15 protein-coding genes are annotated in these 23,633 nt (G+C 46.5%); 12 read left to right on the top strand and 3 right to left on the bottom strand.

The window, feature by feature from the left end; translation table 11 throughout:
- The first annotated feature begins 30 nt into the window (after positions 1-30).
- Entirely contained in the window at positions 31-729 is a 699-nt protein-coding gene (locus BT112_RS01940; RefSeq protein WP_072315897.1) for an ABC transporter ATP-binding protein, read from the top strand.
- Between the two features lie 111 nt (positions 730-840).
- On the opposite strand, the gene BT112_RS01935 is transcribed toward BT112_RS01940, so the two are convergent.
- Positions 841-1,503, bottom strand: coding sequence for an RNA polymerase sigma factor (locus BT112_RS01935; RefSeq protein ID WP_072315678.1), 663 nt, complete (start codon positions 1,501-1,503; stop codon positions 841-843).
- A gap of 183 nt (positions 1,504-1,686) precedes the next feature.
- Between BT112_RS01935 and BT112_RS01925 the strand changes: the two genes are divergently transcribed.
- The 3 genes from BT112_RS01925 (at position 1,687) to BT112_RS01915 (ending at position 7,939) form a co-directional block, all read left to right on the top strand.
- Positions 1,687-2,847: a FecR family protein gene (locus tag BT112_RS01925; protein ID WP_072315674.1), complete on the top strand. Its 1,161-nt coding sequence runs from the start codon at positions 1,687-1,689 to the stop codon at positions 2,845-2,847.
- Positions 2,848-3,085: 238 nt separating this feature from the next.
- A complete protein-coding gene (locus BT112_RS01920; protein WP_217652314.1) occupies positions 3,086-6,322 on the top strand; it encodes a SusC/RagA family TonB-linked outer membrane protein in 3,237 nt (1,078 codons plus the stop codon).
- 18 nt (positions 6,323-6,340) lie between these two features.
- Positions 6,341-7,939 carry a RagB/SusD family nutrient uptake outer membrane protein gene (locus tag BT112_RS01915; protein WP_072315672.1) on the top strand — a complete coding sequence of 533 codons (1,599 nt, stop codon included), beginning with the start codon at positions 6,341-6,343 and terminating at the stop codon, positions 7,937-7,939.
- A gap of 143 nt (positions 7,940-8,082) precedes the next feature.
- On the opposite strand, the gene BT112_RS01910 is transcribed toward BT112_RS01915, so the two are convergent.
- The gene (locus BT112_RS01910; protein ID WP_175545722.1) at positions 8,083-8,613 is read right to left on the bottom strand and encodes an RNA polymerase sigma-70 factor; all 531 of its coding nucleotides are present in this window, start codon (positions 8,611-8,613) and stop codon (positions 8,083-8,085) included.
- A 159-nt stretch (positions 8,614-8,772) separates the two neighbouring features.
- Here BT112_RS01910 and BT112_RS01905 point away from each other — a divergent pair, with 159 nt between their 5' ends.
- The 7 genes from BT112_RS01905 (at position 8,773) to BT112_RS01875 (ending at position 21,411) form a co-directional block, all read left to right on the top strand.
- The gene (locus BT112_RS01905; protein WP_072315668.1) at positions 8,773-9,927 is read left to right on the top strand and encodes a FecR family protein; all 1,155 of its coding nucleotides are present in this window, start codon (positions 8,773-8,775) and stop codon (positions 9,925-9,927) included.
- A 125-nt stretch (positions 9,928-10,052) separates the two neighbouring features.
- On the top strand, positions 10,053-13,616 hold the full coding sequence (locus BT112_RS01900) for a SusC/RagA family TonB-linked outer membrane protein (protein ID WP_072315666.1): 3,564 nt from the start codon (positions 10,053-10,055) through the stop codon (positions 13,614-13,616).
- A 95-nt stretch (positions 13,617-13,711) separates the two neighbouring features.
- Positions 13,712-15,118, top strand: a complete 1,407-nt coding sequence (locus tag BT112_RS01895; RefSeq protein ID WP_072315664.1) for a RagB/SusD family nutrient uptake outer membrane protein — start codon at positions 13,712-13,714, stop codon at positions 15,116-15,118.
- Between the two features lie 160 nt (positions 15,119-15,278).
- A complete protein-coding gene (locus BT112_RS01890) occupies positions 15,279-16,460 on the top strand; it encodes a TlpA disulfide reductase family protein (RefSeq protein WP_072315895.1) in 1,182 nt (393 codons plus the stop codon).
- 193 nt (positions 16,461-16,653) lie between these two features.
- Entirely contained in the window at positions 16,654-17,796 is a 1,143-nt protein-coding gene (locus BT112_RS01885; RefSeq protein WP_083564732.1) for a TlpA disulfide reductase family protein, read from the top strand.
- On the top strand, positions 17,789-19,813 hold the full coding sequence (locus tag BT112_RS01880) for a protein-disulfide reductase DsbD family protein (protein ID WP_072315661.1): 2,025 nt from the start codon (positions 17,789-17,791) through the stop codon (positions 19,811-19,813). Before BT112_RS01885 ends, BT112_RS01880 begins: the two co-directional genes overlap by 8 nt.
- Before the next feature lie 311 nt (positions 19,814-20,124).
- Positions 20,125-21,411: a chloride channel protein gene (locus tag BT112_RS01875; protein ID WP_072315659.1), complete on the top strand. Its 1,287-nt coding sequence runs from the start codon at positions 20,125-20,127 to the stop codon at positions 21,409-21,411.
- A gap of 159 nt (positions 21,412-21,570) precedes the next feature.
- Here the strand turns inward: BT112_RS01875 and BT112_RS01870 are convergent, their stop codons facing one another.
- Complete coding sequence (locus tag BT112_RS01870) at positions 21,571-22,401, bottom strand: AraC family transcriptional regulator (RefSeq protein ID WP_072315658.1); 831 nt, start codon at positions 22,399-22,401, stop codon at positions 21,571-21,573.
- An 84-nt stretch (positions 22,402-22,485) separates the two neighbouring features.
- On the opposite strand from BT112_RS01870, the gene BT112_RS01865 reads away from it, so the two are divergent.
- Complete coding sequence (locus BT112_RS01865; protein ID WP_072315656.1) at positions 22,486-23,430, top strand: NADP-dependent oxidoreductase; 945 nt, start codon at positions 22,486-22,488, stop codon at positions 23,428-23,430.
- The last annotated feature ends 203 nt before the right edge of the window (positions 23,431-23,633 follow it).

The following is a 23,633-nucleotide window of genomic DNA, read 5'->3' as shown; positions in this document are numbered from 1 at the left end:
CTCCTGCTGCCCTTAAAACCCATGGAAACGATGTTACAGGCCATAGATCTTACCAAAAAATACGGAAACCAGGTAGCACTGAACAGTCTGAATCTTACTGTAAAACCGGGAGAGGTCTTTTGCCTCCTCGGGCAAAATGGCGCCGGGAAAACCACGACCATAAACCTTTTTCTCGGTTTTTTACAGGCCACTTCCGGTGAAGCGAGGGTCAATGGCATTCCGGTAGTTCCCGGGCAGCCGGAGACCGTAAAGCACCTGGCCTATATCCCTGAGGTCGTAATGCTGTATCCCAATCTGACCAGCCTGGAGAACCTGGATTTTTTCAGCCGTATAGCAGGATTCGATTATGACAGGGAAGCTCTCGAAGCCTACCTGTTACGGGCGGGGTTGCGGGAGGATGCTTTCGATAAAAGGGTAGGCAATCACAGTAAAGGAATGCGCCAGAAAGTAGGTATAGCCATAGCTATTGCGAAAAATGCTTCGGCCGTATTGATGGATGAACCCACCAGCGGACTGGACCCGGGAGCGACTCACGATTTTACCGAAACCGTAAAGACACTGGCAGGGAACAATACTTCGGTCTTCATGGCGACCCATGATATTTTTAATGCCGTTAACATGGCGTCCCATATCGGTATCATGCGTAAAGGAAATCTCGTTCATGTACTCCGGGCAGACGATATCTCTTCCGATGATGTCCGGCAATTATACCTGGAAACCATTCGTTGACCGGAGGAGGGCACGGGAAGGTCGTTGAGTTATCCGGGGAGTAGTTGATGAGTTCGTAGGTGGATAGTTATTTGGTTAATGGGGTATTAGGTTAAGGAGTGATGTACAGCTTTACCTCCCGTTTTTTAGACAAACGGAGGCGGCTGAGTGCTCCGGCTCCGCGCGGAGCGTACCAAAGCCGGCTCGGCCCACCGTGCCGTTATAACCCAGCAGAACGAGCAGAACAGCCGTTTCGTCGGCAATTTTTTTTCGTAATAGCGACATGGCTTTTGCCACCTGGTTTTCTACGGTTTTTACCGAAATATCGAGTTGTGCGGCGATTTCCTTGTGGCGAAGTCCCTGTTGTTTGTTCAGAATGAATATTTCCCTGCAACGCGGGGGAAGCCCTTCTATGATCTTCGTGACCTGTTTTACTTTTTCCTGAAATGCTTCGTCTTCTTCATGCAGTAGTTCGTAAAGGCTTTTGAGCCGCAGGAGCTCGAGTTCCCTGTGCTGTTTGAGGTTCTGACGGTATATATTGACATATTCGTTATACGTAAGCCGGTACAGGTATCCGCCCAACGATCCGTCCGGACGGAGTTTTTTACGGTTGTTCCACAATTTCAGGAAAACCTCCTGCACGATATCTTCCGCAATTTCCCGGTCGCCCGTAAAATTGAGGACATAAACACACAATCGTTCATAAAAATAGAGGTACACGGAGCGGTAGGCCGTTTCGTTCCCCGACCGTATTTCTGAAATGCAAGCGGTTTCATTCCCGGAAAAATACTCCATGATTATTTAGTGTTTTTTTATTTTTAAAGGCAGTAAATTAGGAATAGAACAAAACTTTTCCAAAAAAAAGTAAAAATAGCGTGGGGGATTTTGATCAAATTCCCGTAATACGATAAAAGGACAGGTAAAAAACGGATTCCCCTGCGAAGATAAAGCGTTTATACCTCCGAATAAAGCCTCGTAATGAAAGAACGCCCTGACCATCTGGTTACAAAATTTCTGAATAACGAACTTACACCTTCAGAAGAAGCACAGCTCCTGGAATGGATGGAAAGTCCGGGTGGGAGAGTATTTCTGAAAAAGGAGGTCCAATTGAAACACCTTATTCTCGAATCGCTGCACCGGTTCGATGCGGCGGGAGCTTATGGCCTGCTGCAAAACCGTATACATCACCGGGAGCACCATGGGATACATCGGTTACGCCCTTTACTGAAATATGCTGCTGTGCTGTTGATACTTCTTAGCTGCGGATATCTTTGGTACACCGCCGGAAGGGAAGAGAACCAGCTGCTGATTACCGGTGACAGGGAGATCGTCCTCGAACTGGATAACGGGAACAGCACCACCATAGTCCCCGGGCAAAACCAGCAGATACGTACCGGGGAAAAACTTACCGGTATTGTACAGGCCGGAGATACCCTGGTTTACGAAGCGGGTACCGATGCGGCAGATACCGGTTTTAATACGCTGCATGTGCCTTACGGAAAAACTTTTGTCCTGAAACTTACAGATGGAACAACCGTAAACCTGAATGCAGGGTCCTCTCTGCGTTTCCCGCTGCGTTTCAGCGCCGCTTCAAGGGATGTTTTTCTTGAGGGTGAAGCTTTTTTCGGTGTTTCGGAGAACTCCGATGTCCCGTTCCGTGTACATACCGGGAATATTACGGTGAAAGTAACGGGAACGGAATTTAACGTAACGGCCTATAAAGATGAGGAGCGTACCGCAGTAGTCCTTTGTCGCGGGGGCGTCACTCTTTATACGGGTGAAACCGTAACCGGGTATGTATCTCCGGTGCATCTGTCACCCGGAGAACTGGGGGCTTTCGGCAAGCATGACGGAGAATTTGCCGTCCGTAAGGTTGATGTCACTGCTTATACCGCCTGGACGCAGGGAAAGATGGTCTTTGAAGGCCAAACCTTTGCCGGTGTATTGAAATTACTGGAACGACGGTACGATGTGAAGATAGAGAATCATTACCCGGCATTGAACGGGGAACGGTTTAAGGGCACTTTCGGCAGCGAGACCGTGGAGGAGATTTTACAGACCTTTACCGAAAGCAGGTTGTTCAGCTATGAGATCCGTAATAATACCATAATCATTGAAAAACCGGAAATGACGCCATAGCGCATCGCGGAAGTAGCGCTGCGCCAATTATAAAACCATATATTAACAAACCAAATCTTTATGAAAACATATCTTCCCAAACCTCCGATCTGATATAGGGTACGACCACACCTTCTGTTTTTACCGGATTATTTATTCATATCGCTACAGCCTTCAAAAAGAACGGGAAATGCCGCCACATTTCCCGATCCGGACTTTTAGTGATAGTAAGTTATGTACCACACCAAAATATAAAAATATGAAAAATCTTTTAGGGATACGCCGTATCTTTTATTACCCTCTAAAATTTGACCTGAAAATGAAAATTGCCACCCTGTTTGTTATTTTTTCCTTTTTTCAGCTCCAGGCATTTACTTCTTACGGGCAAAGGACCAAAGTGAAGCTTCACCTGGAAAACGAACCGCTGGAAAGCGTTTTTGAAGCCATAGAAGCCCAGACTGCGTATAAATTTTTCTACAACCTCGAAGATATCGATACCGGACGGCGTGTAACGGTCCGGTCGGACGGAAAACAGCTCGGGACAGTATTGAAGGAAATTTTTGACCATAGCGGAACAGACTATAAAGTGGTGAACGAACAGATCGTACTGACTGTGAGGAGAAAGAGAAAAACTCGTCTGAGCATAAGGTATCTCCAGGATATGGTTCGCGGTACAGTGAGCGATGAAAAAGGAATGCCGTTATTCGGGGTCACCGTATTGGTCAAAGGGGCCAATATCGGTACCAATACCGATGAAAACGGGTATTACCAGCTTTCCGTGCGGGAAGCATCGACCCTTATTTTCAGTATGGTGGGATTTGAGAGCAAAGAAGTCGCGATGAATGGGAGGGATGAGATCGACGTGGTCCTGACCGAAGAGAATACCAGGCTCGATGAGGTGGTGGTTACCGGTTATAACACCATCAAGAAGGAGCACGTGGCCTCGTCGGTATCGGAGATGAATATGGACCGGGCGGTTTACCGGCCTATTTTTAAACTGGAAGAGGCATTCAGCGGAACGCTTCCGGGGGTTACCATGCAGCAATCCAGTAATTTACCGGGTTCCGTACCGGGGAATATTGCTATCCGCGGGATCAGTACCCTGCAAAACGGAAGTCCCCTGGTGATCGTGGACGGTATGGAGCAGTCCCTTACGGACATAGACCCGAACCAGGTGAAGAGCATCAGTGTACTCAAGGATGCTGCTTCGGCTTCGCTCTACGGTTCGCGCGGAGCCAACGGGGTTATTATCATAGAGACGAAACGCGGCGTGACCGACCAGTTTAAAGTAGATATCCATTCCTGGACGGCCATAAGCGACCCCATAGACCTTCCGGAGTTTGTGGGTTCGGCAGATTATATGCGGCTGAATAACGAAGCCAGGACCATGCAGGGACAGTCCCCGCTTTTTACCGAAGAACAGATCGGGCTTGCCGACCGGGGTGAATACACCGATAGGGACTGGCTCGATGAGGTCATGGAACGCCGTCCGTTGTCGCACAACACCTCTGCAAGTATATCCGGTGGTGGCGGGGTGGGAACCTTCAACCTGATGCTGGGATATATTACCGATAAGGGACTGAACAACAGTGAGGGCAGCGAAAAATTCAGTGCCCGTTTCAATACCAATATCAATATAGCTGACAAGTTTGTATTGATGGCCGATTTTTATGCCCACCGTCTGCAGGTAGACCGTTTGATGGTTAATAACGACGGACACGGGTTGTACCGGGATGCCTGGAAAATGAACCCGACCCAGGATATCTTTTACGATTCGGACCTGCCCGAACATTATGTCCTGTACAATAACCTCAACCCCGTGGCAGCTATCAATCACGGTGGAATGCGAAACAATATGTACGACAGAAGTACGATCAATCTCCGACCTACTTACTATATCAATGAGAGTCTTTCGCTCAACGGAAATGTATCGTATATGATCAATAAATCGGCCTGGAAGGAAAAGCGTTCCACCTTTAAGTTTTTTGACGGGGACGGAAAACCGGCGGCGACCTGGGCCAACAGCGTCAATGCGGAGCAGGGCGTAAGTGTCAGCCAGATCACAGCTCGTGCAAACCTCAACTACGAAAAGAAGTTCCGGCAGCAGAGAGACAAGATGTATTTTATAGCCGGTTCGGAGATCATGACCTACAACTATACCGACTACCGGGAAGTGAGTAAAGCGTCTTTTTTCGGAAAACTGAATTATTCTTTTGACAATCGGTATATCCTCGAAATGACCGGACGAACCGATGGAAGCAGCAAATTCGCCCCCGGGCACCGATGGGGCTTTTTCCCGTCGGCTGCACTGGCCTGGAATGTGCATCACGAAAAATTCCTGTCGGGTTTAAAGGACAAAGGAGTGATCAACAACCTGAAATTCCGGTTGTCCTATGGCCTTATAGGAAATGAAAATGTAGATCCTTACCTGTGGCAGGAAGTGGTCAACGAATGGGGATGGACCCTGAGGGTGCCGAATCCGAATTTTACCTGGGAGAAGCAAAAGCAGGGAAATATCGGGCTCGATCTTACCGTACTCAACAACAGGTTGAACCTTACGGCAGAACTGTACAGCAAACATTCCTATGACCTGATCTATTCCAGGGTCACCGTACCACCCCTGACCGGCTCCGATCGCCTCGAAGCCGCAGTAAACATAGGAGAAGTGGAAAATAAGGGCTGGGAAGTCTCCGCACGATGGAGCGACCGGTCCGGAGATTTTTCCTATAGTATAGGCGGAATGCTTTTTGACAATAAAAACAAGGTACTGAAGGCGGGGTATTCCAAATCGGATAGCCTGATCTTTAAAGACGATCCCGATAAAATATGGTATCGCGGAATTGCTATTGACAATTATTACGGTTATGAAAGCAATGGCTATTTCCAGACCCGCGAAGACGTCGATGCCACCGAAGCCAAACTGCCCAATACCATACCCGGGGATATCCGGTATATCGACCAGAACGGGGATGGGATCATCAACGATCTGGACAAGGTGGACCTGGGCGATCCGTTTCCGCATCTGAACTATTCCGTAACCTTAGACCTGCGGTACCGCAGGTGGGATCTGAGCATGCTCGGGCAGGGGGTAGGCCGGCGGCTGGGCAGGCTGAACGGACTGGAGGGCTACCCGGTGCTGATGGATAACCGGGACAATAACCTGGGAACGCCCAGAACGTATTATATGAACAACCGGTGGACACCTGATCATCCGGACAGCAGGTTTCCCCGCGTCTGGACCGGATCGAGCCCCAATGCCGTGCTCAGTGACGTATGGCTCAGCAATGCAGCTTATTTTCGGATAAAGACCCTGCAGGTGGGGTATACCATCCCTAAAATCGGAAAAAATATCAATAATTTCCGATTGTATCTCAATGCGCAGGACGCCTTTACCTTTACCCGCTGGGAAGGGCTGGACCCGGAAAGGGACGGTGGCAACGGCGGATATCCCAGGATGGCCACTTACAGTATAGGACTCCGATTTACCATATTATAACCACTTTAGTTTAGCACAATGAAAAAAATAGCCATAATCAGCATTTTTATAACCGTCCTGCTGTCGGGATGTGAGTCATTCCTCGACAAGACCGATCCTACGGCAACGACTTTCCAGGAGTTTTTTATCGACGAAGACGACCTGAGAAGGGTGGCTTACAGTAGTTTTTATGATGTCTTTACCAATCACGGGGATCGCAAACTTCTGTTTTATATGATGGACGGCCGCTCAGACAATGCGTATGCCCGTAGTGAGGATGATCATCACCTCCGTATCGGCAACGGAAATATCAACAGTAATACCAGGGCATTCGAATATTACTACACCATATATATGAAACATATCGGCCGGTTGAATACCTATATCGCCAATATTGATGTGCCCTATGTAGAAGACGAATCGATCCGTACGCGCTATGAAAATATCCTGAAAGGATTACGGATCTGGCATTATTTCCGGCTTACCTTTCACTGGGGTGACGTTCCTTTTTTGCTGGAACCCGCGGAGCTCGAAGATGCTACCTTACCTGCAACACCCAAAAAGGAGATCCTGGATACGTTGTTTCCGATGGCCCTGGATATAGCAGAGCAACTTCCGGAAGAGGAATATACGACGAACAAATACATGTTCAACCAGTATTCGTTCAAGGCACTGATCATGCGTTATGCCTTGTATGACGAACGTTACGAACTTGCGGCAACCCTGGCCAGGGATATCATGGACAATACGGGGTATACCCTGCACCCGGTATACGGAGATCTTTTTCAGTACGAGGCGGATTCGGATAATAACGAGTTTATCCTGCACCTGGACGAAGAGAGCCACAGCGGAAGTACCACCTATTCTTTCCGCGACCTCGGCCCGCATTTCCGCACAGGTAACGGGCAGTCGTATTGTGTCCCCCTGAAATCGCTCGTAGATTCGTACTGGACCCTGCAGGGACGTCCCATCGAAGACTGCCCGATACATACCAAAGAAGAATACGAACTGAACCCCGGGCTTAACCGCGACCCGCGGTATAAAGCCAGTATCATGGGGCCGGGCGATGAGTTTTACGGCGAAGCCATTGATATTTACAATCCCAACAACCCCATGTTTTACGAAAACCAGCGGGCCAGTAAATCGGGCTACTGGTTCCGGAAGTTCGTGTCGGAAGCCGATGCGTTCCGGGATGGGAATATGGAATACGGACTTTTGCGCTATGCAGAGGTGCTGCTGACCTATGCGGAAGCCCGGATCATGACCAACACTATCGATGATCTGGCCAGGGAGTGTATCAACAAGGTCCGGGAAAGGGCAGGACTGGATATGGAGGTAGCCGATGTGACCCTGCCGTCCTATGCCTCGTACAGTCAGCAGCAGTGGATTGACCTGATACGCAACGAAAGGCGGATTGAATTTGCCGGGGAAGGACAGCGCTACAATGATATCATCCGGTGGCGGATGGCCGAAGATGTACTCAACGGTCCTGCCCTGGGGCACACCCGGATTGTCAATGGCAAGAAAACATCAATTAAAATAGAGGACCGGTCGTTCAAACCTTTTAATTACCTCTGGCCTTTCCACGAAACCAGTCTCAGGGTCAACAAAAACTTAAAACAAAAACCGGGGTATTAGAGCGTCATAAAATAGTACCGGAAGTTAGTTAGGAGAAAACCGCCGTGTTTCCGAAAAGGGACAGGCGGTTTTTGTTTTATAGTAGAGGTCGGTAAAAGTTATCGGGGTAACCGGATGAGAACGTATTTTTGCAAATATCAAGGTTATTCCTGTTTTTGGTCATCGCCAGGGTAAAGAATATCCCTGAGTTTCCGGTAGGCCTTGGTCATCTGGTTTTCTACGGTTTTTACGGAAATATTCAGGTCGTCCGCTATGGCTTTGTATTTTTGTCCGTCCAGTTTATGACGGACGAAGATTTCCCTGCATTTGGGCGGGAGCGTTTCTATGGCCTTAAAGAATAATTCCGGATCTTTCGAACTGTCGTTGACGGTATTGTCTTCTTCGAGAAAATCTTCCAGGTAAAGCATATCGGAAAGTGAGATCGTCTTTTTGTTTCCCCTGAGACTGTTGATCAACCTGTTATGACAGGTCCGGAGAAGATAATTTTTTACGGAAGTGTTTATGGTCAGGGACCGGTGTTGCTCCCATAATTTTACGAAGGTTTCCTGTACGATATCTTCGGCCTTATCTCTGTCGTTGCATAAACTTAAAATATAGCATACCATATCGTCATAAAGCGCTTCGAAGATAAATTTAAAGGCCTCCTTATTTCCCTTCTCCAGGGCATTTGCCAATTCACTATTGTTTTTCAGAGAAAAATTCATTAATCGTCGCGCAAATCATTATTTCGGGAAAAAATATTTTTGTTTTAACAAAAATGAAAAAAAAATGTGAATTGGGCATAGGGGTTTTTCAAAACCTTGGTGTCTTGTAGTTATAAAGCCCCTATTTCAATGATGAAAAAAGACAGGTTTCAATATTTGCTGCAAAGGTATTTTTCCGGAGAAATAACGGAAACGGAACACTCTGAACTGGATGAACTGTTGAAAGAATCTTCGAATGTCCGGATATTCCGCTCGTATTCACGTCTAAACCGGCGTATTGCAAAATGGGGCTATGAGGGTTCTACAGCGGAAAAAAAGGATAAACTGGTACATGACATCCTGAAAGAGCGAAAACATCAGCCGAAAGTCTTTACCATCCCTGCATTTATCAAATACGCGGCAATACTCATTGTACTGCTTGGAATCGGTGTTGTTATGTTTAACAGATCTTCGCAGGCGGACATACAAAAAACGGGAAAAACCACAGGGATTACCCTACATGTGTCCGATACCCTGGTCAAATCACTCGGAAGAGACACACACGGTACGATCGGTACTCTTGAAGGGCTGCAGATAGACCAGGCAGGAGATACGATACGGTATATCACCACGGGAGAAGTCCGGGGGGCTGGGCACAGCGAAATAGAAGTACCTAATGGTAAAACGGCGGTGCTGGTATTGAGTGACGATACCCGTATTACCCTGAATTCGGGAACATGGCTCAGGTTCCCCCGTCATATAGCAGCCACCTCGACCCGCGATGTCTATTTGCGTGGGGAGGCTTTCTTTGAAGTGTCCAGGGATACTTCCCGCCCGTTTATAGTGCATGCGGACGATGTGGGGGTACGGGTACTCGGAACCCGTTTTAATGTGAATAATTACGAATCCGGAACGGTAGTTCATACGGTTCTGGTTGAAGGAAAAGTTGCATTGTACAATACTTCGGAAACCTATGATGAAAAGCATGCGGAGCTGATGCATCCGGGAACCCTTACCGAGTTTCACAAGTCCGGAAAGCACATAGGGACCAGAACTGTCGATACCGATCTTTTTACGGCATGGACAGGCGGCGCGTTGATTTTCGAAAAGACAGATTTTTCTACTATCGTGCATAGCCTGGAACGGAAGTTTGATATGCACATAGAAAACCATAATGACAGACTGGGAAAAGAAGTGTTTACAGCTAAATTCCACGAAGAACCTATACGGAAGATCCTGGAATCGTTCCGGCAGAGTTATCCTTTCGAATATACCGTAGATGGAAATACGATAATCATTAAATAATCCTGTATATGAAAACCTGAACGAACCTGTTATTTTACGAACAAAAAAATCGGAAAATGTAGCCGCATTTCCCGATTTATGTTCACCGATTTATTTACATAAACCAGCTAATTCAAAACAAAAGTATGAAAAAACTCATTAATCGCGTGGGGCTGAATGGTCATGCCCTGAAATTTGATCTGAAAATGAGACTGACACTACTCCTTCTTTTCATTTCCCTGTTCCGTATCGAAGCAAGTTCTTATTCGCAGAATATCAGGGTTTCGGTTGACCTTGAGCACGTGACCGTGGAAGAATTTTTCCGGACTGTAGAATCCATGACTTCCTATCGTTTTCTTTACAATCACAGGGATGTCAACGTATCGAGGATTATCAATGTTTACGCTTCGAAAGAACCGTTGTCGGGAGTGTTGAAAAAAGTATTCGGAGATACCGATATTTCGTATAAAGTGGTCGATCACCAGATCGTTTTGAATACGCTGTCTCCCGTGGAAAAGACTGATGATAACGGGAAGTTGCAAAAAAAGCTGATTACCGGAACGGTCCGGGATAAAAACGGGATGCCTTTGCTCGGTGTAACGGTACTGATCAAAGGTACACAACAGGGGACGACCACCGATGAAGATGGAAAATTCAGCATTGCGGCAGAGGAAGACGATGTGCTGGTCTTTAGCTATATCGGGTTTCTGAGCAGGGAAATCCAGGTAGAAGCAGAACAGGAAATCAATATAAGACTGATCGAGCAGACTAACGAACTGGGCGAAGTAACCGTTACGGGGTACCAGACCATATCGAGCGAACGCACCACGGGAGCTTTTACCAAGCTCAAGAGCGAGGATTTTAAATCGCAGCGGCTGAACAGTCTGGATGCCGTACTGGCGGGACGTATTGTCGGTTACCAGGATGGTGTGATCCGGGGAGTTACCTCTATGAACGGATTGACCACCCCGTTGTATGTTATAGACGGATTTCCGGTAGAGAAGACCAGGTATAACGAAAATTACGGACTGGAAGAAAACCTTCCGGATCTGAATATAGAAGATATAGAAAGCATTACGGTCCTTAAAGACGCAGCTGCTGCCTCGATATACGGTGCCCGTGCGGCCAATGGTGTGGTTGTGATCACCACTAAAAAAGCTAAGGCAGGAGAGACGAATATTTCATTTTCGAGTAATCTTACGGTTTCCCCATACCGATTCTATACCGGAAACCTGACCAATTCGGCCGATATTATAGCACTTGAGCGGGAATGGGCTCTTGGTAACCCCAACCTCGGTGGTACGGACGGCACTTCGGCTTCATACGCTTCTTCTTTGCTGGAAAATGCCGTATATGGCAGTCAGGGAATGCAGGCCCTGTTGCACTATTACGCCGGTAATATCACGGAAAGTGAGCTCAACGGTACACTGGATCAACTCGGTACGGCAGGATATCGCTATTACGATGATATAGCCCGCCACGCCAAGAGAGATCAGTATTATCAACAATACAATGTAAGCTTTGGCAAGGCCAGTCAGAAAAACAGTTTTAATGCTTCCGTGACTTATAAGAACAATACTTTTGAAGATCGTTACTCCGAAGAGAATTCCCTCGGAATTAACCTGAAGAACTCCACAAAGATCACGGACTGGCTCGATATGGACCTCGGGGCTTATATTCATTTTAATAATGAAGACCTGCAAACTTTCGATCCGTTGAACCCGGGGTTCGTCTATCAGCCTTACAACAGGCTCGTCAATGCAGACGATTCTCCCTTTGTGTCTACAGCAGCTTCGAGGTATAATAGATCCACTCTCCAGTCTATAGACACTTATAACCTGTACAGTATGGATATTGTACCCATGGACGAACTGGGCAGAAACCTTAAAAAGCACAAAAACTTTTTGAGCAGGACGTATGCGAAATTCAACGTAAAACTGAGTGATGCTTTTTCGTATAATGCGATGTTCCAGTACGAATACGGGGTGGAGCGCATCAGTCAGCTAAAGGACAAGAACTCGTATGCCGTACGACAACGGGTAAATGGCCTGGTTACACTTTCTTCTGCAAACAATGCGGTCTTTAACCTGCCATACGGGGATATTTCTTTCCGGGGCGATCAGTACACAAATGCCTATAACTTTCGCCAGCAAATCAATTTCGACAAATTTTTTGAAGACATTCATCAGGTCAGTGTGATCGCCGGAACAGAATTGCGGCACTCCAAACTGGAATACAGTGATTACACCCGTTATGGTTACGATTCGCAAACGCTGACATACACCCCGGTTAACCAGGCAGATCTGTTACAGGCTTATGGCTCCGTATTCGGGGGCTATATGAGCCAGAACGACTTTTCGGTAGAACGGGAACTGCTCAACCGCTATTTTTCGGTATATGGCAATGCGGGATATACGTATGACGGAAAGTACAATATAACCGGGAGCCTGCGCTGGGACCGGTCTAACCTTTGGGGAACGGATAACAAGTACCAGAACAGGCCTACATGGTCTGCCGGTGCGGGCTGGAATATTCATAACGAATCTTTTTTCAGCTATTCCCGGGTGGATATGCTCAAACTCCGTTTCTCTTACGGTATAGGTGGAAATGTAGCCAAGAATTCGGCGCCTTACCTTACGGCATATTACAACTCCAACAACAACGTCGGTGGAGTGCAGGGAAGTATAAATTCCAGACCAAACCCACAATTGTCCTGGGAAAAGACCACAACGGCTAACCTGGGTATCGATTTTGCTCTTTTTAACAACCGGTTGAATGGTACTATCGATGTGTACAATAAAAAAGGGGAAGACCTGCTTGCCAACAGTATGGGGGTTCCCACCGAAGGATGGGGATATTCTACCTACACGCTAAACAATGGTGAAATGACCAACAAGGGGATAGAGATCAGTCTGAGCGGAAGCATTCTGAGTACAGAGGACTTTTCATGGAATGCCGGGATTTTGTATGCCTACAATAAAAACAAGGTCAACTACGTCAATGTGGAGGCGCCGGTTTATTACCTCCAGCTCGATTATCCTTCAGCCTATCCGAGGGTAGGGAAGAATTTCAATTCCATATACGGATATAGTTGGGCCGGACTGAGCAGTACGGGCTTACCACAGGTTTATGATGCGGATGGCCAGGCAGTTTCCAGCAACCCGGCCGACCTGGAGGCTATCGAAGATTTCGGAACTACCGTACCCGTTCAGAGCGGATCGTTTAACACTTCGGTATCGTATAAGAACTTTTCACTGTCCGCGCTTTTTATCTATGAATTGGGACACAAGATCAGGAATACGTTTCTTCCGATGTTTGGCAACAGCTACTCCGGAGCTTCGGGAGGATATATTGCCAATATAAGACCCGGAAACAAACGTATCCGCGATCGCTGGATAAACCCCGGAGATGAAGCCCACACCGACGTACCCCGTGTGGTTTACGAATATGATACGGAATACAGTTATGACCTGCAATCGATCTATTCTTATGCGGACGTGAATATACTGAATGCCTCTAACCTGAGACTCAGTAACGTATCGCTCGCCTACCAGACATCGGCATTGGCCCCGCGGTTGGGCATTGAGAACGTCCGTATCAATTTTAACGTTGAGAATGTATTCACTGTTGCAGCAAACAGGGATGTAAAATATCTCCTCGGCGGATACCGGACCCCGAATTTTGTACTGGGACTGCATGTAAACCTTTAAATATAACCGATGTGTGAAAGGTCCGGTTACAACAGTAACGGAATAATGTATGGCATATATTGTACGGATTGTCGAACACCGATAAAAATAAAGAGATGAAAAAACTATATACCACCATTTTGTACCTGTCGTTAGTAGTTCTCGGGTTTTCTTCCTGTAATGATTACCTCGACGATATCCCGAAGGGATCCAGAATACCGCAGACCCTGGCCGATTTCGAGGCTTTGATCCGGGATGAATATACCAATCACAGGGTAGATATACGGCAGGCCGAGATCCTGTTGAACGACAGGTTTATTACAGAAGCGACGCTGTCTTTTTATCCGCTGGATAAGGCAAATTACCTGTGGGATGAATCTGCAGACCGTATAGCGCTGAACCGTTCGGACGAAGCAACCTACTATACGGGCTATGCCGGAATCTCCACCTTTAACCTGATTGTCGAAAATGCGTTGAGCAGTACGGAGGCCAGCGAGGCTGAGCAACGGGAGTTATGGGCACAGGCAAAAGTCCTAAGGGCCATGAGCTATTTTAACCTTGTCAACTATTATGCAGACACGTATGAGGCCGGAAACGCAGCCGACAAGCGCTCAGTCCCGCTGATTACCAGTGCCGATATCAATGCACCGAGCAGCCAGGTAAGTATCCTGGAACTGTACGATTTTATTGTTGGAGATATAGAAGAAGCCATACCATACCTTCCCCGGGTTTCCCAGACCGTACTGCATCCGGACCTGGGTACGGGATATGCTTTGCTCTCACGGGTCTACCTGCAAATGGCAAACTACGGTGAAGCGCTGAATTATGCCGATATGGCACTGGATGAACATGATGACCTGTACGACTGGACTGCGTATTACAACGATAACAAAGCAGTAATAGAAGATCCGGATGCTTATGTAACCACACCATCGCCTATGGGATTTGACTATGTCGAAAATTACAATTTCCGGCATGGTTCCCTGAGCAGGATCGCTACGGAGAACAATATACTTACCGATCGTGCGGATAGATTTGAGCCCGGCGATGCCCGTTTCCTGTCCCGGTGGAAAGTCAGGACCGTAGGGGCCGAAACTTTTTACAATTCCACCTTGTCCGGATATTTTAATTACGGAGGGATAACCACCGTAGAAGTTTATCTTATAAAAGCCGAATGTCTGGCCAGAACAGGACAGACCGGGAACGCTATGGATATGTTGAACCGGGTTCGTAAAACAAGGATTTTGCCCGATGTATATCAGGATTTGGAAGCAACCGGTGAAGCCGGGGCAATCGAAGCGATCATGAATACAAAGCGCAACGAACTTATTCTGACCATAATTCCTTTTTGTGATGCCCGTCGTTTAAATGCCGAAGGTATTTATACCGTAGGTTTTACGAAAACCTATAACGGGGAATCTTATGCCCTGACCCCGGATTCTCATCTGTGGACCATGCCTTTTCCGCAGGGAGCCACGGATAATCCCGGTAACGGTACGATCGTACAAAATGTGAATAAGTAAAAAGTAGATAAACCCGTTGTGCATTATAGTTTGAAAGACGTCATCCTGAGCCCTGTCGAAGGATTTTTACGGACAGCAGGAGATGTTTCGACTACGCGCAACACGACGTAAACAACGATTTTAATTCATAATGTACAACGGGTTAGATAAAAATTTTGATATGTATAATATAATGAACACTATATACGGGGTATGTCTTCTTCTGCTTGTCGTATCCTGTACCAGCAAAACTCCCGGATCGAAAGAAAATTTTGAACTGAAGGGTAAAATTTCGGGGGTAGACCATGGCATGACCGTAAAACTGGTTCCCGGTGCAACCCACTCCGATGAAAAACCCGTGGCTGTGACGACTCTGGAAAACGGGAGTTTTACATTTACCGGAAAGCTCGAAGAACCCCGGATGTTTTATGTGGTTTTCGGGGAATATCGCGGAATGATCCCTGTAATGCTCGAAAATTCGGAGGTAAACCTGTCTGCAACCGCAGAAACGATAAACACGGAAACCGGGAGAATTTCCTTTTCCGGACAGAAGATCACAGGTTCGGAAACTCATGAGTATTACCAGGAACAGACGGCGTTCCGGAAAGAACTGGACCGTGATTATGCAGCGTATCACGAAGGGACGGAGCAACTTGCCAAATTGTACGGAAAAGCCAGAAATGAAGGAAACCGAGCACAGATGGACTCTATAGAAGCCACTGCGGAATGGAAGGAATTCGAAAGCAGGGAGAATGCTTTTTTTGATAAGGTAAAAGCTAAGAACAGCCAGCTTATCTCTGCTCATAAGGATAGCTGGTGGGGGCCTTTTTTTATGATGACACAATATTCTTACCTGACCCCGGACCAAAGGCCGGTTTTCGAACAGTTTTCGGATGAGGCCAGAAACAGTTATTACGGACAACTTGTACATGAAGAGTTGTTTCCGAAAGCGGTGATAGGGAAACAGGTGGCGGGTTTCCGGTTACAGGACCGGGAAGGACAACCGGTAGAGACCAAAAGCGTGTTTTCGGGTAAAAAATACATTCTCATAGACTTCTGGGCATCCTGGTGTGCCCCGTGCCGTAAGGAGATCCCGAACCTCAAAAAAGCGTATGAAGATTTTGCACCTGAGGGGTTTGAAATACTGAGTGTCTCCATAGATAAAAAACAGGAGGCCTGGCTCAAAGCACTGCAGGAGGAAGATATGCAATGGCCGAACCTTATTGACGACGGGACAATGAGTGGTGAATTTAAGGTAAGGGCCATTCCTGCAACATTCCTCGTTGATGAGAAAGGAACAATAATTGCCGAAAACCTGAGGGGGGAGGCCCTCGATGAAAAGTTAAAGGAATTACTGCACTGACCCGCAGCATCTAACCTGTTTATACCCGAATTTTATTTGAAGGGCTTCAGGCCAGGTTTTATCCGAAGCATATATGTTCCGGAGGTATCAGGTATACATACTCCTGAAAAGTATAGAAAAGAAAGTGAAAAATTACGTTTTCCGCGGGCTACTACCACCGGAACAGGAAACATCATGACTAAAAACAACAAAAATGAGAAGAGTTTACAGTAAAATGGCCGCCATTGCGGTATGCGGTACCATGTTTTGCAGTTCCTGTAAAACAGAAGTTAAAGATATGGGCTATGAGATCAGTGGAAATATAGAAGGCATGGACAGTGGCTATATTTATCTTCAGGCCATGGAGGCCGGGGGAAAAACAGATTCGTCAGAGGTCAAAAAAGGGGGTTTTGTTTTCCGCGGATCGGTGGAAGAACCCTTGCTGTATCTGTTGAAGTTTAAAGAAGAGGATAACGGGCTACGCTTTGTGCTGAGCAATGAGCATATAGAGATCGGTGCCCATAAGGATTCTCTGTATAAAGCCCGGATCAGCGGGGCGTCGGAGAACCAGGTATACCAGGATTTTTATGAGAACGTATTTTCTCTAATCAGGAAAAAAGCCGGCCCGGTGTACAGGTTTTCCGACTCGCTTTCCCAGGGGGGGAAAGTGAAACTGACCCCTGAACAACAAAATCTCATGGATTCGAAATGGGAGGCATTATCATCGTATGCAGACTCCGTGCAATCCCTTTATATTACGAAATACAGGGACAGGGTCGCGGCCGCCATGATTATTCAGGACCGCTATATTACTTATCCGGATTTTGACCGGGCGGATATATTGTTCGATACCTTAACCCGCGATGTCAGAACATCCTTCTTCGGAAAAAAGATAAAGGAAGCTATAGAAAAATTTAAACGGACTGGGATCGGACAACCTGCACCCGATTTTTCGCAACCCGACCGGGACGGGGAGATGATCAGTCTGTCAGATTTCAGAGGCGGTTATGTTTTTCTTGATTTCTGGGCGAGCTGGTGTGGTCCCTGTCGCAAAGAGAACCCTAATGTATTACAGGCATACGCGAAGTATAAGGACAGCGGGCTTACCGTAGTCGGGGTCTCGCTGGACAGTAAAAAGGCATTGTGGGAAAAAGCCATAGCGGAAGATAAACTACCGTGGTTGCACCTTTCCGATCTCAAAGGGTTTGATAACGAAGCTGCTGTGAAATACGGGATAAATTCTATTCCACAGAATTTTCTCATCGACCCGGAAGGTGTCATTATCGCTAAAAACCTGAGAGAGGAAGCCCTGCAGGAAACATTGGCGAAGGTTTTTAATAAGGAGACAGATGAATAAAAGCCAAACAAATATACGGGGTTTCCGCAGGTATGCCATACTGTTTTCGGTACTGCTCTTTACCGGTATCCGGAGTGTCTGCGGACAGATTATGGAACCTGTGAAGTGGGATACGGATATCGAAAAGTTATCGGATACGGAATACAACCTGGTGTTTACGGCAAAGATAGATGACCATTGGCATCTGTACTCCCAGCATTTACCGGAAAGCGGGGCGCTGCCTACGGTGTTTACCTTTGAGAATGCGGGGACCGGGTATGCAGTATCGGGAGCAACTGTCGAGAGCAAACCGATCACGGAATATGACCGGGTTTTTGAGACGGATCTGTCGTACTTTGAAAACAATGCACGTTTCAGCCAGAAAATCGAGGTGCTGGAAGACGATCTTTCTTCGATACATGCCACTGTTGAATTTCAGGCCTGTAATGACGAGAGCTGTATTTTTGACAGTAAGGAATTCCGTTTTGTTATCGATAAGAATACGGCTTTGCCGGAGAAGGACGGTGATGTAGCAGCTACAGAAAAGACCCCGTCCGCAGGTGATGACAAAAATTTTGTGGATACGGGAAGCGCAAATAAAGGGATGCTGACGATTTTCTTTATCGCTTTTCTCTCGGGTTTCGCAGCCCTGCTGACCCCTTGTGTATTTCCGATGATCCCTATGACGGTAAGTTTCTTTACCAAACAAAGTAAAAACAGGGCTTCGGGGATCAGAAATGCTGTTTTTTACGGTATTTCCATTATAGTGATTTATGTTATACTGGGGTCACTGGTTACCGGTATTTTCGGGGCTGACTCCCTGAATGCCCTATCGACGAATGCATGGTTTAACCTGGTCTTTTTTTTATTACTCATCATATTTGCCGCTTCTTTCCTGGGAGCATTTGAGATCGTATTGCCGTACTCCTGGGCAAATAAGGTAGACAGGCAGTCCGACCGCGGCGGTATGATAGGGATACTCTTTATGGCCCTTGCACTGGCTATCGTCTCTTTTTCCTGTACCGGTCCTATTGTAGGGACCCTGTTGGTGGAAGCGGCAGGCAGGGGAGGGGTGGCACCGGTAATAGGGATGCTGGGTTTTTCTTCGGCTCTCGCTTTACCTTTTATGCTGTTTGCCATGTTCCCGGGATGGATGAATTCATTGCCCCGGTCGGGCGGATGGCTGAATACGGTAAAAGTTTTCCTTGGGTTTCTGGAACTGGCGCTGGCCTTTAAATTCCTCTCTAATGCCGATCTGGTATTGCAGTTACACGTGCTGGAAAGAGAGCTTTTTATCGCGATATGGATTGCCGTGTTTACGGGGTTGACCCTGTATCTTTTCGGGTGGATCAAACTGCCTCACGATTCGCCTGGGACTCATATTTCGGTTCCTCGTCTGGGGCTTGCCCTGACGGTACTGATGTTTACCATATATCTGGTTCCCGGACTCTGGGGTGCTCCCTTAAAGCTGATCAGCGGTTTTCCTCCTCCCATGCAATACAGCGAATCTCCCCACGGTGTAGGTTATGCCAGAGGAGGGGTGGCTGGCGGAACACCGGCCGTATTTCCGGAAGGGGCACATGCCGGACCTCACGATATCGCCTTGTTTACCGATTACGATAAAGGCGTGGCTTATGCACGAAAGGTGAACAAACCGGTCCTGCTCGATTTCACAGGACACGCCTGTGTAAACTGCAGGAAAATGGAAGAGCGGGTATGGTCCGATCCGGCTGTACTGCAACGTCTGAAAAACAACTTTGTCCTGATCTCGCTGTATGTAGATGACAAGCGGAAGCTCCCGGAAAACGAACGGTATGTTTCCCCGGATACCGGAAAGAAAATTATTACGATAGGGCAAAAGTGGAGCGATTTCCAGATTTCGAGGTACCGGGCCAATGCCCAGCCTTTTTATGCCATTACCAGTCCGGAAGCGAACGACCTGGTTTCTCCGGTGGGTTATGAGCCGGATGCCGCACGTTACCTGCAATGGCTGAACAAAGGGATAAAACAATTCGGATTACAAGAAAACGACCTTTAACATACCGGATGGTATACCAAAAGACATTCGGAGAATGACCATATCAAAGGAGGTCCTTTCCATCTTACACACACGCTCATGTTGAATTAGCTTTTTTTTTGGATTTCCTTTGAGCAAAGAGGTTGTTCCCCGCGGACAACCTCTTTTGTTTGTAATCTTTCGGACCATCCGAAAACTACAGGGCATTACAGCTACATAACACGGTCTGGCCACACGACAGGTAAAAAGTTCGTTTTTCGGATCGTATATTATGTTTCCGGAGGTTTTATGCTACTTTTGCCGGAGGAAACTATGTTTAGAGCGAAAAACCGATGAAAAAAAATGTTATAAGAAAAAGTTATTACGGTTTGGTATCTGCAGCGGCGATTGTCGGTTTTTTATCGGCCCTGCTGGGCTTTACTTTAAAAAGAGTTACCGAGTATTTTGAAACTGCACTTTTTGCCCATATTAAGGAATGGCCCTGGCTTTTTTTGGTAGTCCTTTCTGTCGGGATTACCCTGATTTATTTTATAAGGACGTATTTGTTCAGAGGAAAAAGGAATAAGGGAATCGTTGAAATTTTTCATACGCTGGACCACCGAAAGGATGAACTCCCCTGGTATAAAATCCCTTCTCATTATGTCAACGGATTTTTGACTGTCGTATTTGGGGGATCCACCGGAATAGAGGTATCTACTGTAGTGGCCACGGCTGCGATAGGTGCTTCTGCACACCGGAGGAAAGGTATTGCCAACCGCTATAAAACAGAACTGATAGGTGCCGGTGTGGCTGCCGGAATTACTGCTTTATTCGGTAGTCCGGTTGCGGGGTTCCTGTTTGCCGTAGAGGTTATTTCAAGAAAGATCAATAAGACCATTGGTCTGAGTTATGGGGTAGCCGTACTGATAGCCTGGGGATTCGTACATCTCGTGGACGGTGAAAGGCTGTTCGATTTCCGGGTTGCCCAATGGAAGATGACTGCCGTACCCTTTATGATAGTACTGAGTGGGCTGGCAGGTCTGTTGGCAGTTTACTTTACGAAGAGTGTCATATATATCAAAAAACGGTTTGCATCCATCAGAAATAACGTCATTCGGGTTAATGTCGGGGCTGTACTGGTAGGGATTGCCGTTTTCTTTCTTCCTGGTATTTACGGAGACAGCTATCATGCGATTTACGAATTTATGGTTCCCGGATTGATAACCCATCATCCCTGGGGTTTTGTAATTACCTTATGGTGTTTTATAATGATAAAGCCTATAGCAGCATCATTGACACTCGGAGCCGGTGGCGACGGAGGTGTATTTGCGCCGAGCCTTGTAACAGGCGCTGTTCTTGGTATTCTGGTAGCCGTTCTTTCCAATTATTTTTTCCGTACCGATCTTATTGTATTGAATTTTGCGCTGATAGGAGCAGGGGCCATGCTAAGTGCTGCTATACATGCGCCGTTAACGGCGCTTTTTCTGACCTGTGCCATGGCGGAAGGTGGTTACCAGCTCTTTATCCCCGTGTGTATTGGAGTGTTTGTCTCCAAGGCGATAGCAAAGTACCTCTGTAATTACACAGTGTATACGTATCAAAGGGAACAGAAGAGGTTGCTGATCGATGTGAATGGTTGAATAGCTATATCATATCCTGCCGGGATATGGCCATCGTTCCGGGAATTTATACCGTAAAACAGTATGGTGTATGGCCGTAACCGATGGAGAGCAACCGATTTTTGGTGTAGTTCCCGAGACATTAAAGCAAAATATCGGATTCTGAAAAACGGATAACAGTTACCTTATCGAATTTTTATATGCTGACAGGCTGACCCCCGAGTGCTTTTTAAAGAACTTATTTAAATGACTGCTGTCGATAAAATTGAATTCCTGTGCAATTTCATTCATACGTAAATCACTGAACTGTAACTTGTTTTTGATCAGCCTGATCTTGTATTTTGAAATATACTCCTGCATGGTTTCTCCGCATTGCGATTTGAAAAAACGGCCCAGATAGTTTTCGGAAATATTGAATTTCTTACTGATGATGCCGGTTCTTAATCTGTCGGGGTAATAAATATGTTCCTGGATATAATTGATCATATTGACAAACCGCTTGTCGGGATTCTGTTCCAGTCTCTCGGCCTGATAACAGGAAATACTCCGTGCCACAACTACCAGGAGGGCATTGATGAGATGATTTTTCAGTTCCGCATTGAACAGATCGTTCTTTTCCGAAGATTGCAGTATGGCGTCCATTATAGATTTTACAATGCGTTGATCAGCATCGGCCATCAGTATGTTTCCGGTAATATGCGTAGCATTGTGAAGCAAGCATTCGAGGTGGTTCAGGTTGTTCCAACGGTAATTTTTCAGGTAAGAAGTGTTAAAACGGATCAACAGAAATTCGGTTGTGTGCGTTACGTCGAAGGTATGGATATCCTCCGGGGTCAGAAGAAACATATTGTTCTTCCGATAAGAGGTTCGGTTACCATTGAAGGTTTGAAATCCGTTTCCCGATAGGACAAATACCAGTTGAAAAAAACTGAAAACCCTGTCTCTCACCGGGCATTCATCTGTTTTTTCGTAAATGATCTCTATGGGGGTTTCGATATTTTCTTTTTTCATAAGTACAAAAATACGGTATAATGGAAAAAATATACCGTATAAAACGCGGGTTACCGGTTTAAATTTGTCAGAAAAAATAAGCTGATGAAAGCAATCTTATTAAAGCAGTTTGGCGGAACGGAAAACCTGGTGGAAGAGGAGATCGCAGTTCCGGCCATTTTGGAAAATGAAGTTCTCGTTAAGGTCAGGGCATTTAGTATTAATCCTGTAGATGTAAAGACGCGGAACGGGGAAGCACTGGCTGAATTACTGAAGCATGAAGATCCTGTGATACTGGGGTGGGATATTTCGGGGGTTATTGTCGACACCGGAAAAAATGTAACATTATTCAAACTTCATGATGAAGTATTCGGGATGGTAAATTTTACCGGGCACGGAAAAGCCTATGCGGAGTATGTAGCCGTTCCTGCCGCCCATGTAGCGCTAAAACCCGAAAATATATCGCATGTAGCGGCTGCGGCAACTACACTGGCAGCACTTACGGCATGGCAGGCCTTTACATATTTCGGGAAACTGAATAGCGGGGATAAGGTGCTGATCCATGCAGCGGCAGGTGGTGTGGGACATTTTGCCGTACAGATTGCCAGGCATCTGGGAGCCTTTGTGGTGGGAACGTCGTCCGGAAAACACAGGGAATTCGTGTTGGGATTAGGCGCCGACAGGCATATCGATTACAGGACGGAAGATTTTGAAGATGAACTGCGTAATATCGATTTTGTGCTGGAAACTATAGGGCATGATACTTTCCGGAGATCAGTCCGGGTACTCCGGGAAGGGGGAACTGTCGTAAATCTGCCTTCGGGATTAAAAGCGGAGGATGAAAACGCAGCTTTACGGAAAAAACTGAATGCCTGTTTCTTTATGTCGGTCTTTTCGAGCGGAAATGATATGAAAATCATAGCAGCGTTATTGGAAAGAAAAATTATTCGCCCCTATATTTACAAAGTCTATAGTTTTACCGAGGTACGGGAGGCGCATCTGCAAATAGAAACGGGAAGGACCAAAGGCAAGGTAGTCGTGGAAGTGTAGTAGCGAACGGTACACATACTCACGGTCCGGGAAGATATCCGGACCGTTTTTTATAAAATTAAAGTATATTGTATTCAGAAAAAAGGAAGACGGTCTTTTTGTGGTGCGTTACGAAGACGTAATATATTTGCTGAAAACAGGAGAAATCCGGGATTTTAAAAAGAAAAACGTACGTTACCTGATCGTAACCGGAATAAACATAT

It is taken from the genome of Sinomicrobium oceani (assembly GCF_900119185.1).
GTDB classification, from domain to species: domain Bacteria; phylum Bacteroidota; class Bacteroidia; order Flavobacteriales; family Flavobacteriaceae; genus Sinomicrobium; species Sinomicrobium oceani.
This window is presented reverse-complemented; position numbering and strand designations above follow the sequence as displayed.

What these genes read in the sequence shown, in the direction of transcription:
- BT112_RS01870 (WP_072315658.1), bottom strand. Translation starts at nt 22,401, where the DNA reads ATGAAAAAAGAAAATATCGAAACCCCCATAGAGATCATTTACGAAAAA.
- BT112_RS01905 (WP_072315668.1), top strand. Translation starts at nt 8,773, where the DNA reads ATGATGAAAAAAGACAGGTTTCAATATTTGCTGCAAAGGTATTTTTCC.
- BT112_RS01925 (WP_072315674.1), top strand. Translation starts at nt 1,687, where the DNA reads ATGAAAGAACGCCCTGACCATCTGGTTACAAAATTTCTGAATAACGAA.
- BT112_RS01885 (WP_083564732.1), top strand. Translation starts at nt 16,654, where the DNA reads ATGAGAAGAGTTTACAGTAAAATGGCCGCCATTGCGGTATGCGGTACC.
- BT112_RS01865 (WP_072315656.1), top strand. Translation starts at nt 22,486, where the DNA reads ATGAAAGCAATCTTATTAAAGCAGTTTGGCGGAACGGAAAACCTGGTG.
- BT112_RS01915 (WP_072315672.1), top strand. Translation starts at nt 6,341, where the DNA reads ATGAAAAAAATAGCCATAATCAGCATTTTTATAACCGTCCTGCTGTCG.
- BT112_RS01900 (WP_072315666.1), top strand. Translation starts at nt 10,053, where the DNA reads ATGAAAAAACTCATTAATCGCGTGGGGCTGAATGGTCATGCCCTGAAA.
- BT112_RS01880 (WP_072315661.1), top strand. Translation starts at nt 17,789, where the DNA reads ATGAATAAAAGCCAAACAAATATACGGGGTTTCCGCAGGTATGCCATA.
- BT112_RS01895 (WP_072315664.1), top strand. Translation starts at nt 13,712, where the DNA reads ATGAAAAAACTATATACCACCATTTTGTACCTGTCGTTAGTAGTTCTC.
- BT112_RS01875 (WP_072315659.1), top strand. Translation starts at nt 20,125, where the DNA reads ATGAAAAAAAATGTTATAAGAAAAAGTTATTACGGTTTGGTATCTGCA.
- BT112_RS01890 (WP_072315895.1), top strand. Translation starts at nt 15,279, where the DNA reads ATGTATAATATAATGAACACTATATACGGGGTATGTCTTCTTCTGCTT.
- BT112_RS01940 (WP_072315897.1), top strand. Translation starts at nt 31, where the DNA reads ATGTTACAGGCCATAGATCTTACCAAAAAATACGGAAACCAGGTAGCA.
- BT112_RS01935 (WP_072315678.1), bottom strand. Translation starts at nt 1,503, where the DNA reads ATGGAGTATTTTTCCGGGAATGAAACCGCTTGCATTTCAGAAATACGG.
- BT112_RS01920 (WP_217652314.1), top strand. Translation starts at nt 3,086, where the DNA reads ATGAAAAATCTTTTAGGGATACGCCGTATCTTTTATTACCCTCTAAAA.